Source organism: Nocardioides fonticola (assembly GCF_039536805.1).
GTDB lineage: Bacteria > Actinomycetota > Actinomycetes > Propionibacteriales > Nocardioidaceae > Nocardioides > Nocardioides fonticola.
In genome coordinates this window covers 98,204-114,145 of the sequence record NZ_BAAAZH010000012.1, presented here as the reverse complement: position 1 = coordinate 114,145, position 15,942 = coordinate 98,204, and the positions used below count along the sequence as shown (strand labels likewise).

The 15,942-nt window shown below is 71.8% G+C and carries 15 protein-coding genes; 10 read left to right on the top strand and 5 right to left on the bottom strand.

The features are described from left to right. The first annotated feature begins 2 nt into the window (after positions 1-2). The 10 genes from ABD671_RS07945 to ABD671_RS07900 are packed head-to-tail and all read left to right on the top strand — an operon-like array spanning position 3 to position 10,299. Positions 3-857 carry an MlaE family ABC transporter permease gene (locus ABD671_RS07945; RefSeq protein WP_344732760.1) on the top strand — a complete coding sequence of 285 codons (855 nt, stop codon included), beginning with the start codon at positions 3-5 and terminating at the stop codon, positions 855-857. Between the two features lie 4 nt (positions 858-861). Next, on the top strand, positions 862-1,713 hold the full coding sequence (locus tag ABD671_RS07940) for an MlaE family ABC transporter permease (RefSeq protein ID WP_344732759.1): 852 nt from the start codon (positions 862-864) through the stop codon (positions 1,711-1,713). Between the two features lies 1 nt (position 1,714). Beyond that, positions 1,715-3,061: an MCE family protein gene (locus ABD671_RS07935; RefSeq protein WP_344732758.1), complete on the top strand. Its 1,347-nt coding sequence runs from the start codon at positions 1,715-1,717 to the stop codon at positions 3,059-3,061. Continuing rightward, complete coding sequence (locus ABD671_RS07930; RefSeq protein ID WP_344732757.1) at positions 3,058-4,254, top strand: MCE family protein; 1,197 nt, start codon at positions 3,058-3,060, stop codon at positions 4,252-4,254. Before ABD671_RS07935 ends, ABD671_RS07930 begins: the two co-directional genes overlap by 4 nt. Continuing rightward, positions 4,251-5,396, top strand: coding sequence for an MCE family protein (locus tag ABD671_RS07925; RefSeq protein WP_344732756.1), 1,146 nt, complete (start codon positions 4,251-4,253; stop codon positions 5,394-5,396). The genes ABD671_RS07930 and ABD671_RS07925 overlap by 4 nt, the downstream gene beginning before the upstream one ends. Continuing rightward, positions 5,393-6,577 carry an MCE family protein gene (locus ABD671_RS07920; protein WP_344732755.1) on the top strand — a complete coding sequence of 395 codons (1,185 nt, stop codon included), beginning with the start codon at positions 5,393-5,395 and terminating at the stop codon, positions 6,575-6,577. Before ABD671_RS07925 ends, ABD671_RS07920 begins: the two co-directional genes overlap by 4 nt. Then, a complete protein-coding gene (locus ABD671_RS07915; protein ID WP_344732754.1) occupies positions 6,574-7,815 on the top strand; it encodes an MCE family protein in 1,242 nt (413 codons plus the stop codon). Before ABD671_RS07920 ends, ABD671_RS07915 begins: the two co-directional genes overlap by 4 nt. After that, a complete protein-coding gene (locus ABD671_RS07910; protein ID WP_344732753.1) occupies positions 7,812-9,230 on the top strand; it encodes an MCE family protein in 1,419 nt (472 codons plus the stop codon). Before ABD671_RS07915 ends, ABD671_RS07910 begins: the two co-directional genes overlap by 4 nt. Continuing rightward, the gene (locus tag ABD671_RS07905) at positions 9,227-9,718 is read left to right on the top strand and encodes a hypothetical protein (RefSeq protein WP_344732752.1); all 492 of its coding nucleotides are present in this window, start codon (positions 9,227-9,229) and stop codon (positions 9,716-9,718) included. The genes ABD671_RS07910 and ABD671_RS07905 overlap by 4 nt, the downstream gene beginning before the upstream one ends. Further along, positions 9,715-10,299 carry a hypothetical protein gene (locus ABD671_RS07900; protein ID WP_344732751.1) on the top strand — a complete coding sequence of 195 codons (585 nt, stop codon included), beginning with the start codon at positions 9,715-9,717 and terminating at the stop codon, positions 10,297-10,299. The genes ABD671_RS07905 and ABD671_RS07900 overlap by 4 nt, the downstream gene beginning before the upstream one ends. A gap of 135 nt (positions 10,300-10,434) precedes the next feature. On the opposite strand, the gene ABD671_RS07895 is transcribed toward ABD671_RS07900, so the two are convergent. The 5 genes from ABD671_RS07895 to ABD671_RS07875 all read right to left on the bottom strand — a co-directional run bounded on the left by ABD671_RS07895 (position 10,435) and on the right by ABD671_RS07875 (position 15,941). Then, complete coding sequence (locus ABD671_RS07895) at positions 10,435-11,625, bottom strand: acyl-CoA dehydrogenase family protein (RefSeq protein ID WP_344732750.1); 1,191 nt, start codon at positions 11,623-11,625, stop codon at positions 10,435-10,437. Positions 11,626-11,825: 200 nt separating this feature from the next. Continuing rightward, entirely contained in the window at positions 11,826-12,782 is a 957-nt protein-coding gene (locus ABD671_RS07890) for an ABC transporter ATP-binding protein (protein ID WP_344732748.1), read from the bottom strand. Between the two features lie 73 nt (positions 12,783-12,855). Next, positions 12,856-13,653, bottom strand: coding sequence for an SDR family NAD(P)-dependent oxidoreductase (locus tag ABD671_RS07885; protein WP_344732747.1), 798 nt, complete (start codon positions 13,651-13,653; stop codon positions 12,856-12,858). Beyond that, positions 13,653-15,116: a flavin-containing monooxygenase gene (locus tag ABD671_RS07880; RefSeq protein ID WP_344732746.1), complete on the bottom strand. Its 1,464-nt coding sequence runs from the start codon at positions 15,114-15,116 to the stop codon at positions 13,653-13,655. Before ABD671_RS07880 ends, ABD671_RS07885 begins: the two co-directional genes overlap by 1 nt. A gap of 198 nt (positions 15,117-15,314) precedes the next feature. Continuing rightward, positions 15,315-15,941 carry a TetR/AcrR family transcriptional regulator gene (locus ABD671_RS07875; RefSeq protein ID WP_344732745.1) on the bottom strand — a complete coding sequence of 209 codons (627 nt, stop codon included), beginning with the start codon at positions 15,939-15,941 and terminating at the stop codon, positions 15,315-15,317. Position 15,942: the final 1 nt, after the last annotated feature.

Here is a 15,942-nt window from a genome sequence, read left to right as displayed (position 1 = left end):
CCATGACCGCCCTCCTCCCGAGCGGAGCCTCCCTCGAGGCACCCGGCGACGTCCGCACCGGACGCCGTCGCGGGCCCGGCACGCTGCGCGCCGTCCTGCGGCGTCCGCTCACGCCCGTCGGCGAGCTGTTCGCCTTCGCCCTGGAGGTGCTCTGGGCGATGACCCAGCGGCCCTTCCAGTGGCGCGAGCTCAGCGACCAGGCCTGGTTCGTCACCCGGGTCTCGCTGCTGCCCGCGATGGCGATCACGATCCCCTTCGGCGCGGTGCTCTCCCTCCAGATCGGCTCGCTGTTCAACCAGCTCGGCGCGACGTCCTTCACCGGAGCCGCCGCCGTCACCGGCATCGTCCAGCAGGCCGCCCCGATCGCCACGGTGGTGATCGTGGCCGGGGCCGCCGGCACCGCGGTCGCCGCCGACCTCGGCTCCCGGCGCATCCGCGAGGAGCTCGACGCCCTCGAGGTGCTCGGCATCTCCCCCATCCAGCGCCTCGTCGTCCCGCGGGTGCTCGCCATGGCGATCGTGGCGATGCTCCTCAACGGCGTCGCGACCGGTGTCGGCACCATGGGGGCCTACACCTTCAACGTGATCGTGCAGGGCGGCTCCCCCGGCGCCTACCTGCACTCCTTCACGGCGCTGGCCCAACTGCCCGACCTCTACGTCGGCGAGCTCAAGGCCTTCGTCTTCGGCCTGCTCGCCGGCATCGTCGCCGCCCACCAGGGCGTCAACGCCCGAGGCGGCCCCCAGGGCGTCGGGGACGGCGTCAACCAGTCGGTGGTGGTGAGCTTCGTGCTGCTGTTCGTGACCAACGCGATCATCACCGCGGCGTACTACCAGATCGTCCCACCGAAGGGACTGTGAGCAGATGGCCGCCACCGATCTGCGTCCGGTCGCCGCACCGGCCCGCTGGACCCGCTCGCTCCTGGAGGGGCTGGGCCAACTCGGCGACCAGGTCGCCTTCTTCGCCCGCAGCCTCGCCGGCACCCCACGTGCGCTGACCCACTACCGCCGCGAGGTGCTGCGCCTGCTCGCCGAGGTCAGCCTCGGACGCGGGGCGCTCGTGCTGGTCGCGGGCACCCTCGGCATCATCATCTTCGAGGTCGTCGCGGTGGGCAGCGTCGTCGGCCTCGTGGGCTACCAGGGTCTGCGGCAGGTCGGCATCGAGCCCTACGTCGGCTTCCTCTCGGCGTACTTCAACACCCGCGAGGTGGCACCGCTGGTGGCGGCCAACGCGCTCGTGGCCACCGTCGGCGCCGGCTTCACCGCCCAGCTCGGCGCGATGCGCATCAGCGAGGAGATCGACGCCGTCGAGGTGATGGCGATCCCCTCGATCCCGTTCCTCGTGAGCACCCGCATCGTGGCCGCCTTCGGCGCGATCGTGCCGCTCTACCTGGTCGGACTCATCGGCACCTACGCCGCCACCCAGGCCGTCTCGATCCACTACTACGGCCTCACCGGCGGCACCTACGACCACTACTTCACGCTGTTCCTCCCGCCGATCGACATCCTCTACTCCTTCGGCAAGGTGCTGGTCTTCTCGGTGATCCTCACCCTCGTCTGCTGCTACTACGGGTTCACCGCCTCCGGCGGACCGGCCGGGGTCGGCGTGGCGGTCGGACGCGCCGTGCGGATGGCGACCGTGCTCATCGTCGTCTCCGACTTCTTCCTCAGCCTCGCCCTGTGGGGCTCCACCACGACCGTGCGGATCGCGGGCTGACATGGGGCGTCGTCGTCCGCTCCTCGGGCTCGCCTACCTGGCGGTGATGGCGCTGTTCGTCGCCACCTGCGTGGGCGTCTACGCCAAGGCGATGCCCTGGCAGCGCACCGAGACCGTCGACCTCGTGGCCCGCCAGGCCGGGCTCGAGCTCTCACCGCACGCGGACGTGAAGTTCCAGGGCACCCGCGTCGGGGAGGTGCGCTCGCTCTCCTCCGACGGCCGGGGCGTGCGCATCCGGCTCGCGATCGACCCTGACGAGATCGACAGCATCCCCGCCGACGTCGACGCGGTGATCGTGCCCAAGACGCTCTTCGGAGAGAAGTTCGTCGACCTGCGCCGTGCCGTCGGGGACGACGGCACCGCGGCGCCGTCCCGCACCCTCGCCGGCGGCGACACCATCACCCAGACCTCCAACGCCGTCGAGCTCGGCGAGATCTTCGACCGGCTCGTGCCCGTGCTGCGCACCCTGAAGCCGGCCACCCTCAACGTCGTCCTGTCGGGTCTGGCCCAAGCCCTCGACGGACGCGGCGAGGCGATCGCGGCCGCCCTGCGCGACACCGACGCCTACCTCACCCGCCTCGAGCCCAGCTACGACGGGCTCGTCCACGACATCGCGGCGCTGGCGAAGACCGCCGACGTCTACGCCGACGCCGGCCCCGACCTGCTGCAGACCTTCGACGACAGCGCCACCATCGCCCGCGAGAACCTCGTCCCGCACGAGGGCGACCTGGCGGCCCTGCTCGCCTCGGCCACCGAGACCGCCACCCGCACCGACGACGTGCTGCGCACCAACAGCGAGAACCTCATCAAGCTCTCGGGCCGCTCCCGGCCGGTGCTGGAGGTGCTCGACACCTACGCCCTCACCGTGCCCTGCATCCTCGTCGCCCTCGACGCCGGCAACCGCATGGCCAACATGGCCGCCGGTGTGCGCGGACCGGTGATCGGGCTCTCGATCGACTCGATCGTCGACATGCCGGGCTACTCCTATCCCGACGACCTGCCCTCGAACCCCACGAGCGATGCCAACGTGAACAACCTGCCCGCCGGCGTCCCGAACTGGAAGCCGCACTGCGCGCAGATGCCGCAGCGCGTCCTCGACCTGCCCGAGGTGCCCGCCTACTCCTGGCTGCCCTACTCCCAGGCCATCGGCCCGGGCCACGACACCGGATCGACGTCCGGCTCGGCGTCGGGCTCGACGTCCGGCTCCTCGGCACGCACCCAGGACGACGCGCGCCGGGCGCTGGCCCAGGCCATCGCGGCCCACGGGCTCAACCTGGCCGACGTGCCCTCGTACGCCGGGCTGCTCGTCGAACCCCTGCTCTCCGACGGCGAGGTGAGCGTGCGATGAGCCGACGCAAGGCCACCGCGACCGCCGACGTGATCCCGGGCGAGCGGATCCCCCAGGGCGTGGCCACCCGCAGCCGCATCCCCAGCTCCGCCTGGAAGATGGGGGTCTTCGCGACCTCCACCCTCCTGCTGCTCGGGCTGCTCGCCACCCTCATCGGCAACATCAGCTTCGTCGACTCCCGCACCTACTACGCCCGGTTCACCGACGCCACCGGCGTGCTCCCGGGGGACCGTGTGCGCATCTCCGGCGTCGAGGTCGGCAGCGTGCGCGCCGTCCGCCTCGTCGACGCCGGCGACGGACGCCGTCAGGCGCTGGTGGAGTTCCGGGTCGAGTCCGACGTGCCGGTCTCCCGCGACGCCCGCTTGGCGCTGCGCTACGAGAACATCGTCGGCCAGCGCTACCTCGCCATCGAGCAGACCTCGGGGGCCGATCCGATGGCGGCCGACGCCACGTTCCCGGTCTCGCAGACCACGCCCGCCCTGAGCCTCACCCAGCTCTTCAACGGCTTCCAGCCGCTGCTGCGCGCCGTCGACCCCGAGCGCACCAACGAGCTCTCCTACGAGATCGTGCGCGCCTTCCAGGGCGAGTCGGGCGTCATCGAGGGCCTGCTGCGCGACACCGCCAGCCTGACCGGCACCCTCGCCGACAAGGACGCCGTCATCGGCCGGGTGGTGACCAACCTCGACGACGTGCTGGCCACCGTGGGCGATCGCGACCGCGAGCTGACCGCGCTCATCATGCGTTTCCGCGACCTCATGGTCGGGCTGTCCTCCAACCGCGACGTCATCGCGATCGAGCTGCCCCGCCTGGGCCGTCTGCTCGACGACACCGGCGGGATGATCCGCGACATCCGGCCTCCGCTGGCGCGCACCGTCTCCAGCCTCGCGGAGGTGGCCGAGGCGCTGCACGTCGACCGCGACGTGCTCGACGCGTCGCTGAAGGAGATCCCCCGCAAGCTGCGGCTGCTGGCCCGCACCGGCTCCTACGGCTCGTGGTTCAACTTCTACGCCTGCGGGGTGGAGGTGCGGCTCCGAGTGCTCGGCGACACCCTCTACCTCGGCACCCCCGGTGTGGGCGCCAACGAGCGCGACAGCGTCTGCGGCGGTGCCGACGAGATGCCGCCGGGCTTCCCCTCGACCCGGGTGGGCGGCACCAGCGCCGGCACCGGCACCGGCGCGGAGGTGACCCGATGAGCGCGCTGCTGCGGCGGCACGGCCGCACCTCGTGGACCGAACGCGACCCGGTGCCGATCGCGGTCGGCGGGCTCGTCGTCCTCGCACTGCTGTTCCTGCTGACCCTCAACTGGCAGCGGCTGCCGTTCGTCGACTCCACGACCACCTACCGTGCCGTGTTCACCGACGCCTCAGGCCTCGTGCCGGGCGAGGAGGTGCGCATCGCCGGGGTCAAGGTCGGCTCGGTGAAGAGCATCACCCTCGACGGCGCCACCGTCGTCGTGGAGTTCGGCGTGAGCGGCGTCGACCTGGGCGACCGCACCGAGGCCGGCATCGAGGTGAAGACGCTGCTGGGCCAGCACTACCTCAGTGTGACGCCGTCCGGCACCGAGCCGATGCCGGCGGGCGCGACGATCCCGCTTGCGCGCACCCGCACGCCGGTCAACATCGTGCCGGCCTTCAACCGGCTCGCCGAGGCCACCCAGCAGACCGACACCGCACAGCTGGCCGACGCCTTCGACGCGCTGTCGGCGACCCTGGAACGCACCGCTCCCCAGATGACGCCCGCGCTGGAGGGTCTCTCACGGCTCTCCCTGAGCGTGTCGAGCCGCGACGAGCGGATCCGCGACCTGCTCTCGCGGGCCCGTCAGGTCTCCGGCGTCGTCGCCGACCGCGACCAGGAGCTCGGCGAGCTGCTGACGGCGTCCCAGCAGGTGCTGGCCACCCTCGACACCCGCCGGGAGGCCCTCGTGCGCATCATCGGCGGCACCGCCGACCTCGCCCGCCAGCTGCGCGGACTGGTCGAGGACAACCGGGCGGCGCTCAAGCCGGCGCTGCGCGATCTCGACAGCGTCCTCGCCGTCCTGCGCAGCAACGAACGCAACCTCGAGCAGACGCTCACCTACGCCGCGCCCTACGCGCGGGAGTTCACCAACGTCGGCGGCAGCGGTCAGTGGTTCGACTCCTCGATCAAGACCTTCCGCGGCGCGGCCGTGTGCAGCACCGGCGACTCCACCTCGCTCCTCGGCAACCTGCTCGACCCGCTCCTCTCGGCGATCAACACCGCCGTCAACGGCAGCGACCTGCCCTGCCTGCCGCTCGGGCCGGCCACGGGGTCCTCCACGCAACTGCCTGCGGGTGCCGCAGGGACAGGGGGTCGATGATGCGCAGGATCCTGCTGGTGAGCCTGGCCGCCGTGGTGGCGCTCGCGGCGATGGTGGGCATCGGGAAGGCGACCTCCGGCCCGGCGCCGCGTCACCTGGAGGTGATGTTCCCGCGCACCACCAGCCTCTACGAGGGCGCGCAGGTGAAGGTGCTGGGGGTGCGGGTCGGCACGGTCGACTCCATCGAGGTCGAGGGCACCGCGGTGCGGGTGAGCATGAGCTACGACCCCGCCGTCAAGCTCCCCGACGACGTCCACGCCGTCATCGTGCCGCCGTCGGTGGTGGGCGACCGGTTCATCCAGCTCGCTCCGGCCTACACCGGCGGTGCGGTGCTGGCCGACGACGCGCAGCTGCCGCTGGAGCGCTCCTCGGTGCCGCTCGAGCTCGACGACACCTACCGCGCCCTCGACCAGGTCGCCGTCGGCCTCGGCCCGCAGGGCGCCAACAAGGACGGCGCGCTCTCGCGGCTCATCAGCGCCGGCGCCGACAACATCCGCGGCCGGGGCCGGCTGCTCAACACCACGATCCGCTCCTTCGCCGACGCGCTGACCACGCTGGCCGACGGCAGCGACGACGCCGCCGGGGCCACCACCAACCTCGCCCGGCTGAACAAGCGCCTCGCCGGCTCAGATGCCACCATCCGGCGGCTGGTCGCGGCGCTCGTGCGGGTCAGCACGACCCTCGGAGGGCAGGGCACCCAGATCGTCGATGCCGTCACCACCCTCGACGACGCCCTGGGCCGGGTGGCCTCCTTCACGCGGGAGAACCGCCGCAACCTGGGCTCCGACCTCGACCAGCTCACCAGCGTGACGACCGCGCTGCACCGCCACATCGCCGACCTGGAGGAGATCGCCGACCTCGCGCCGGTCGGCCTGGTCAACCTGATGAAGACCTACGTGCCCCGCAACTGGGACCCCACCCAACCGTTCGCGACGGCGGTCGAGGGCCGCACGGGATCGCAGAACCTGCACGCGGTGCTGCTCCAGGACCTCGACAACGAGATGGGCTACCTGGTCTCGTCGCTGTGCGCGAATCTGCCGGCCCAGGCGGCCGGCCAGCTCGCGCCCCTGTGCACGGCACTGACGGCGGCCGGCGGCGACCTCGGCAGCGTGCTGGCGCAGGTCTACCACCAGGGCAACCCGCCGCTCCCGGCCCTGCCGGAGAAGGGAGCCGGACGATGAGCGCCCCCACCCGCCGCGCGCTGCGTGCCGTCCCCGCGATCGCCGTCGCGGCTGCGCTGACCCTCGGCGCGGGCTGCGACTACCGCGGCGCCCAGAGCCTGCCGCTGCCCGGTGCGGCGGGCGCCGGCGGCTACCGCGTGAGCGCGGTCTTCGACGACGTCACGAACCTCGTGGTGAAGGAGACCTGCCGCACAGGTGATCTGGTCGTGGGCAGCGTCGAGTCGATCGAGCTCGGCGCGGACATGCGGGCCACCGTGGTCTGCCGTATCGACCCCGACATCACCCTGCCCGCGAACGCGCAGGCCACGCTGCGCGAGACCAGCCTGCTGGGCGAGCGCTACGTCGCCCTCGACCCGCCCGACGGCGAGGAACCCCGCGGCCGGCTCGCGCCGGGCACCGTCATCCCGCTCGGCGACACCCACGTCGTCCCCGACGTCGAGGTGGTCTTCGGAGCCCTCTCCCAGGTGCTCAACGGCGGCGGACTGGCCAACATCGAGACCATCAGCCGGGAGCTCTCGGCCGCCTTCTCCGGCTCGGACGCCGCGGCGACGACCCGGCGCATCGCCACCCTGGTCGACACCCTCGACGACCACCGCGGCGACCTCGTCGCGGCCCTGGACTCCCTCGACCGGCTCAGCGGCGTCCTGTCTCGCCAGCGCGACGTCATCGGCGGTGCCCTCGAGGCCGTGCCCGAGGGTCTCGCGGTGATCGAGCGGCAGCGTCCCGCCCTGGTACGCATGGTGCGACGCCTCGGCGCGCTCTCCCAGACGGCGGTGCCGCTCATCGCCCGCACGCGGGAGGCGACTGTGGCCGACCTGGAGCATCTCGCCCCCGTGCTCGAGAAGCTCACCACCGAGAAGCGCCTGCTCGCGCGTGCCCTCGAGGGCTTCATCACCTTCCCGTTCCCGAGCTACACCAAGTACGTCACCAAGGGCGACTACGCCGGCATGTACGCGACCTTCAACCTCGATCTGGACTCCCTCAACACGCTGCTCGCCCAGCACGGCGCACCGACGGTGCCCGACCTCCCGGTGAAGGCCCCCGCGACGCCCGCTCCGCTCCCGCAGACCGGGCTGCCCCTCGTCGACGACGTCCTCGACGCCGTCGGCGACCTGCTCGGCGGGCTCGGCGTCGGGTCCGGCGGGCTCGGCGGGCTCGGCGGGCTCGGTGGAGTGGGCGGGCTCGGTGGGCTGGCTGGCCTCGGCCGCACCGGCGACGGATCGGGGGCGGGTCGATGATCAGTCGCACCGTCAAGCTCCAGCTGCTCGTCTTCGCCCTCGTCACCGGAGTCGTGCTCTGGTACGGCGCCGTCCGGCTGCTGGGCCTGGGCGACCTGGTGAACCGGCCCTACACGATCTCGGTGCAGGTCGCCGATCCGGGCGGGCTCTACCCGCGCGCCGACGTCGATCTGCTGGGCACCCGGGTCGGCAAGGTGACCGCGTTGCGGCCCGGGCCCGGGCGCGGCACCACCGTGGAGATCGCGCTGGAGGACGGCACCCGCATCCCGCGCGACGTGCGGGCGATCGTCGGCTCGAAGTCGGCGATCGGCGAGGGCTACGTCGAGCTGGAACCGCAGTCCGCCGGCGCGCCCTACCTCGAGGACGGCGACGTGGTGGCGCTGGCCGACACGGTCTCCCCGCCCCGCCTCGACGGCATCCTGGCCCACCTCGACGCGCTCGCGCGCTCGGTGCCCACCGACGACCTCGCGACCCTGCTCGACGAGAGCGCGCTGGCCGTCGACGGGATCGCCCCAAGCGTCGGCCGGCTCATCGACTCCTCCGACCGACTGGCCCGCACCGGTCTGCGCTCGGTCGACGACCTGACCGCGCTCATCCGCGACGCCCGCACCGTGCTCGACACCCAGGTGGCCCTCGGCCCGCAGACCCGCACCTGGGCCCGCGAGCTGGCCAAGCTCACCGGGAGCCTGCGCGCGGTCGATCCGCAGGCGATCTCCCTCTACGACACCGGCCTGCGGGCCTCGACCGAGGTGACGAACCTGCTCGACGACAACCAACGGCTGCTGCCGGTGCTGCTCGGCAACCTCGTCGATCTCACCGACGTCGCGGGCGCCCGCATCCAAGGGCTGCGCAAGACCCTCACCGTCTTCCCGTGGGTGCTCCAGAACGGCGTCAACACCACCCGCCACTGCGACGACTACGACATCGAGACGGGCGAGCCGGTCGAAAGCACCTGCCACTACGACAGCGAGGGCAACCCGATCTACACGCTGCATCTGTCCCAGCAGCTCGACAAGCTGACGGGCAACCCGTACCAGTCGTGCGTGCGCGGCTACGAGACGACCCGGCGCTTCCGTCCCGACGGCACCGCGGTCGACGGCGGCGCCCGGCAGCGCCGCCGCGAGACCCCGAACCTGACCGCCCACTGCGCGGCTCCGCCCACCGACCCGGTCTCCCCCAGCGTGCGGGGTGCCCAGAACGTCACCACGCCCGCGTTCGAGCGCCCCGGCTGGTCGCCGGTCACCGGCGAGGACGCCTCGGCGGCCGCGGTCTGGGATCCGAGCACCGGGCTGGTCGCCTCGGGCGACGCCATCGCCCAGCTCAGCGGCATGCGCGGCCCGACCCCGCCGACCGGCGCCGCCGGGCTGGCGTGGTTGCTGACCAGCCCCTTCGCGAGCCTGGGGGCCGCCCGGTGACGCTCTCCCGCGGCCGGATCCTCTACCTCCTGCTGGTCGTCGCGCTGCTGGCCGCCCTGGCGACGCTCATCGTCCTCACCGTGCGGTGGCGCGACACCACGGCGGGGCCGAGGTTCGCCGAGGCGCCGACGGCGCGGGCCGCGGAGGCGGCGTCCGACTTCTTCGACCTCGACCACCGCACCCTCGATGCCGACGTCGACCGGTTCCTGGCCCTCACCACTCCCGACTTCGCGTCCCAGTACCGGCGCGAGTCGGCCGATCTGCGCACCGCGGTGGAGAAGCGGCGGCTGACGATGACGCCGCAGGTGCCGCAGGACGCCACCGCGCTGGAGTACCTGGGCACCGACGTCGCGCAGGTGCTCGTCGGCGTCGACGTCACCACGACCGCGGCCGGGGGCGGATCCCAGGACACCCGCTACCGGGTGCGGGTGCGGCTGGAACGATCGGGCGACCAGTGGCGGGTCTCCTCCCTGGAGCAGGTCGGATGAGGCCGCGTCTCGCCCTCGACCGCGACGCGCTCCCCCGGGTGGTGCTCGTCGTCCTCACGCTCGCGGTGATCGCCGCCGGCATCGTGGCCGCCCGCGCCTGGAGCGAGCGACCCACCGACGTCCGCGATCGGGCGCCGCGCAGCGCGTCGTCCGAGGACGGCTACCGGGTGGGCACCCTGCCCGATCGTCTGGACGAGGCCGTCGAGGCCGCCGCGACCACTCTGCCGCTGGCCCTCTCCTACGACTACCGCAGCCTGGAGCCCGGGGTCGCGGCCGCGACCGCGGGCATGACCGACACCTTCGCCGCCGACTATCGGCGCACCTTCACCGGATCGGCCGCCCGCCTGGCCCGCCAGGAGCGCGCGGTCACGAACGCGGTGGTCCGGGCGGCCGGTCTCGTGCGCACCGAGGGCTCCGACCGCGCCCTGTGCCTGGTCTACCTCGACCAGACCCTCGTCAGCAGCCGGACCACCGAGGCGAAGAAGGACCGCACGCCGACCCAGGTCGCCCAGAACCGGGTGCTCGTCGGGGTGCGCCTGGTCGACGGGCGGTGGCTGGTGGACTCGATCAGTCCGTTCTGAGGGCGGGGGCCAGTTTCCCCGGCCGGCCGGGGAAACTGGCCGAAATCCGGCTCCAGGACCCCGAGAACGGGCAGTTTCGCCTGTCCGATGTGACCTCGGGTGCGGGTGGGACGGCGTCGCGGGCGGCCGAGACCGTCAGTAGCTGCGCGGCAGATCGAGCATCTGGGTGCCGATGTGGGCGAGGATCAGCTCCTCGGCGACCGGGATGTTCTTGCCGATGCGGCTGTCGCGGAAGAGCCGCTCGATCGGGTACTCCTTGGAGTAGGCCATCCCCCCGTACGTCTGGAACGCGCGGTCGGCCGCCTCGAAGGCCACCTGGGCTGCCGTCAGCTTGGCGATGTTGGTCTCGTTGCCGCAGGGCCGGCCCTGGTCGAAGAGCCAGGCCGCCTTGTAGGTCATCAGCCGGGCGAGCTCGGTCTTCGCCTTCAGCTGCGCCAGCGGGAAGGCGATGCCCTGGTTGGCCCCGATCGGCCGCCCGAAGACCTCGCGCTCGCGGGCGTAGTCGGCCGCCAGCCGCAGGGCCGCCTCCGCTCCCCCGACGCCTCCGGCCGCGGCCAGGATCCGCTCGGGGTTCAGCACGTCCCACAGGACGCCGAAGCCGGCGTCCACCTGGCCGATCACCGCCGACAGCGGCACGCGGACGTCGTCGAGGAAGACCTGGCTGGAGGTGACGACGTTGCCGCCGAGCTTGGGGATCGGCGTGTAGCTGAGCGTGCCCGCCGCGACGGCGGCCGGGACGTCGACCAGGGCCAGGGTGAAGCCGGCCGTGCGCGACCCGAAGCGCTCGCGGGCCTCGGCGGCGGGCGTGGTGCGCGCGACCACGATCATCCAGCGGGCGTTCTCGACCCCGGAGATCCAGATCTTCTGGCCGCGGATGACGAGCTCATCGCCATCGACCCGCGCCGAGGTCGTGATCTCGACGGCGTTGGACCCGGCGTCGGGCTCGGTGAGGCCGAGGCAGAACTGGGTCTCCCCCGAGACGACGCCGGGCAGGATCGCGGACTTCTGCTCCTCGGTGCCGTGCCGGGCGAGCGTCATCGCGCCGAAGCCGGGGGTGAGGATGTAGAGGAAGATGCCGGCCGTGCCGCCGGACGCCGCGAGCGTCTCGCAGGCGACGGCCAGCTCGAGCATCCCGGCCCCGCCGCCGCCGTACTCCTCGGGCACGCACAGGCCGATCCAGCCGCCGGCCGCGAGATCGGCCCAGGTCTCGTGCGGGAAGCGGTGCTCGTCCTCGCACCGCGACCAGTACGCGTGGTCGTACTTCGCAGCGACGGCCGCCACTCCCTGGCGCACCGCCTCGGCCGTCTCCGGCAGGTCGAAGTCCACAACGCTCCCCTTATCGTGACAGTAGGACTGTCACAATGCTGGAGCCTTGTTGGCACTGTGTCAAGAAGGCGTCGCACGCTCGGCCGGACGCCGTCCGGACCCTGTCGTCGCGGGAGGGTGCGGGCACGTCGAGGCTCGCTCCGCTCGCACCTCAGTGACCGGACCGGCCCCGCTCCGCCCGCACCTCAGCGACCGGGGGGTCAGGCGCTGCCCGGCGCCATCGCCATCACCGGGGCGAAGGAACCCGGAGGCGGGGTCACACCGTTCTCCCGACACCACGCACCCGGCTCCCGCTGACTACGACGCGAGATCCCATTCGAGGGCTCCAACTGCAACGGGATCGGCGGCAACGGCGGCAACTCCTGCCCCGCCTCAGCCGCCAACTCATCCGCGTCCTTCTCCTCCGACATGCCGATCGGACCCACCCGCTGCGCGTTCAAGAACTGACGCACCACCGGCTCCTCCGAACTCAGCAGCATCTCCCGAGGACCGAACATCGCCAGATGCCGGTGATACAGCAACCCGATGTTGTCCGGCACCGTCCGCGCCGTGTTGATGTCATGGGTCACGATCAAGAACGTCGCATCGATCTGCGCATTCAGATCCACGATCAACTGATTCAAGAACGCCGTGCGCACCGGATCCAGACCCGAGTCGGGCTCGTCGAACAACACGATCTCCGGATCCAGCACCAACGCCCGCGCCAGACCCGCACGCTTGCGCATACCACCGGAGATCTCACCGGGCAGCTTGTCCTCCGCGCCCAGCAGACCCACCAGATCCATCTTCTCCATCACGATCCGGCGGATCTCGCTCTCCGACTTCCGCGTGTGCTCCCGCAACGGGAACGCGACATTGTCGTAGAGGTTCATCGACCCGAACATCGCACCGTCCTGGAACAACACCCCGAACAGCTTGCGGATCTCGTACAGCTCCTTCTCGCTGCACGAGGCCAGGTCGGTGCCCTCGATGACGATCGACCCCCGGTCGGGCTTGAGCAACCCGATGATCGTCTTCAACAACACCGACTTGCCCGTACCCGACGGACCCAGCATCACGCAGATCTCACCAGCGGGAATCGTCAACGTGACCCCGCCCCAGATCAACTGCTTGCCGAAGCTCTTCGTCAGGTCATCGACCTTGATCTCAACACCCACGACAGGACTCCTCGGACGGCTGGGGACGGGGGTCCGGGCAGCGTCCCAGGGCTACGACGTGACCGTCAACACATCAGTCCAGGACGGCGTCGAGGTCCCGCCGCACCAGACGCGTCATCACCCACAGCGGGAGCAGCCGGGAACCGAGGAAGGTGGACGGCGCCCGGTGGCCGGCGACGATCCGCGTGCGACGGGTGCCGAGCGCGTCGAGCACGAGGCGGGCGATGTCGTCCGGGGCGGTGGTGAGGTATTTCGCCGCGAACGCCTGCGAGCCGGCCTGCCGGGCGATGTTGGTGGCCACGCCTCCGGGGTGCACGAGGTGGACGCTCACGCCTGTGCCGACCAGCTCGGCCGCGAGCGCCTCGGTGAACCCGCGGACGGCGAACTTGCTCGCGCAGTAGTCGGAGTGGTGGGGCGTGCCGATGAGCCCGAACAGGCTCGAGACGTTGACCAGCGCCGCGCGGTCGCGCGCCCGCAGCTGCGGCAGAAAGGCGAGCGTGCCGTAGCGGACGCCGTCGAAGTTCACCGCCATGACCCGGCGATGCACCTCCTCGGGGATCGCCTCGGCGGCGAGCACCGCGCCCTCGATGCCGGCGTTGTTGATGACGACGTGCGCGCCGCCGAGGTCGGCGTCGACGCTCGCAGCGAAGGCCTCCACGGCGTCCCGGTCGGAGACGTCGAGCACCCGGGTGAGCACGGTCGTGCCTGCCGGCAGGAGGCCGGCGGTCTGCGCCAACCCGGCGGGGTCGTAGTCGGCGAGTGCGAGCACCGCGCCGCGGCGCGCCGCTTCGAGAGCGTAGGAGCGTCCCATGCCGGATCCGGCACCGGTGACGACGACGACCCGGCCGCGCAGGTCCAGGGCCGCGGCCATCAGACGATCACGTGGTCGGCGCGCTTGAAGCGGTTCGCCATGCGTCGGAAGGAGAAGGAGAAGCCGGGGAACATCGCGATGACGTGGCCGGACTTCGACTGGTACCAGGAGTGGCAGCCGCCGTTCTGCCACACGGTCTTCTTCATCTCGCGGTGGATCATCGTGGTGTAGGCGTCCTCGGCCTCGGGGGTGACCTCGATCGAGGTCGCGCCCGCGGCGCGGGTCGCCTCGATGGCCTTCATGATGTAGAGCAGCTGCGACTCGATGACGAAGATCGCGCTGGTGTGGCCGATGCCGGTGTTGGGGCCGACCATCACGAACAGGTTGGGGAAGTTCGGGATCGTCGTGCCGAGGTAGGCGCGCGGGAACTCGCTCCACTGGGCGTCGAGCTTGACGCCGTCGCGGCCGATGATCGGGTAGCTGACGGCGCCGTCGGTGGCGTCGTAGCCGGTCGACCACACGATCACGTCGAGGTCGACGTGCTCCCCCTGCGCGGTGACGATGCCCGTCGCGTCGAGGTGGTCGATGCCGTCGGTGCGGTCGTGCAGCGTGGTGTTCTCCGCGGCGAGCGCCGGGTAGAGGGTGTCGGAGAGGATGATCCGCTTGCAGCCGATCGTGTAGTCGGGGGTCACCTTCGCGCGCAGCTCCGGATCTTCGATCTGGCGCTCGATGTGGCGCAGCGCCTTCTGCTGGGCGACCTTCTTCAGCATCCGCTCGGAGTACTTGAAGCCGATGACGCGGGTCTCGAGCTGCCAGTAGATCGCGGTGCGCAGCGCCTTGTGGATCGCCGGGACGCCGACGAGGCGCCGCTGGAGGGGCGTGAAGACCCGGTCGGGGCGCGGCATCACCCAGTGCGGGGTGCGCTGGAAGACGTGCAGCTCGCCGACCTCGGGCTGGATCGCGGGGATCACCTGCGCGGCGCTCGCGCCGGAGCCGACGACGGCGACCTTCTTGCCGCGCAGGTCGACCTCGTGGTTCCAGTCGTTGGTGTGGAAGGTGACGCCGGCGAACTCCTCGCGGCCCGGGAAGGGCGGGACGACGGGGGTCGAGAGCGGCCCGGAGGCGTTGATGAGGAACTGGGCGCGGAAGGTGCCGGCCTCGGCGGTGCGGACCTCCCAGCACTCGCCGAGCCACTCCACCTCGAGCACGTTCGCGTTGGTGACGGTGCGCTCACGCAGGCCGTGCTTGTCGATGACGTACTCGGTGTACTCGTGCAGCTCGGCCTGGTCGGCGAACATCTGGCTCCAGGCGTAAGGCTCGCTGGAGATCGAGTAGAGGGGCGACTGCACATCGACCGCGGCGCCCGGATAGGAGTTCTGGCACCAGGTGCCGCCCATGAAGTCGCGCCGCTCGAGGAGCACGAAGTCCTCGATGCCGCGCTTGCGCAGCTCGATGGCGGCGCACTGGCCACCGAAGCCGCTGCCGATGATGACGACGGTGTGCGTCGTGGCGGTCTCGCTCATGGGAACTCCCGGGTGGATCTGAGGTTGGATGTCCGCACACTAATCTGAGGACGGCTGATTCCGCATGCACATGCGACCGAGGTCACGCGTGGTGTAACCAGGAGTTACAGGAGTCCCCGACGCGGCCGCCAGAGGCCGAGGGTCCCCCGCCTCCGGGCCGCTCGACCCCGCCGGGCGAGGACCCGTCACGGACGGCGCTCAGGCCTCGGCGAGCCCGGCGGCGATCGAGCGCAGCAGCAGCTGCAGACCCGCGGCCACCTGCTCGATGGACGGCGTGAACCCGGCGTCGACCCAGGCCATCACCACGTGGCTGACCCCGCCCACGGCGGCGAGCCGCACCACCACCGTCTCGGGTTCTCCCCCGGCGACCGCCGGCAGCCGCTCGGCGAGCAGCGTGGCCACCAGGTCGCCGAAGTCGCCCATCCGCTGGAGGTAGGCCTGCTCGACGCGACGGCTGACCCCGAGCACCTCGAACCACACGACCCGCGCCAGCCGCGGGTCGTCGCGCACGACGGTGAGGAAGGCGAGCAGACCTGCTCGGGCGAGGTCGGCGATCTCGCCCTCCGCGGCGCCGACGGCGTCCACGACGGCGTCGCGCAGCCGGTCGAGGCAGGCGTGGTAGACGGCGAGCAGGAGGTCCTCGGTGCTGGCGAACTCCTCGTAGAAGTACCGGTCGGCCACTCGCGCCTCGCGGCACAGCTGGCGCACCGTGGCGGCGCTGTAGCCGACCGTGCCGAAGACCTCGAGCCCGGCGTCGAGCAGCTGACGACGGCGACGGGCGGCCCGGTCGGCCGCCGTCTCCCCGCCGTAGGTGCGCCCGCTCACG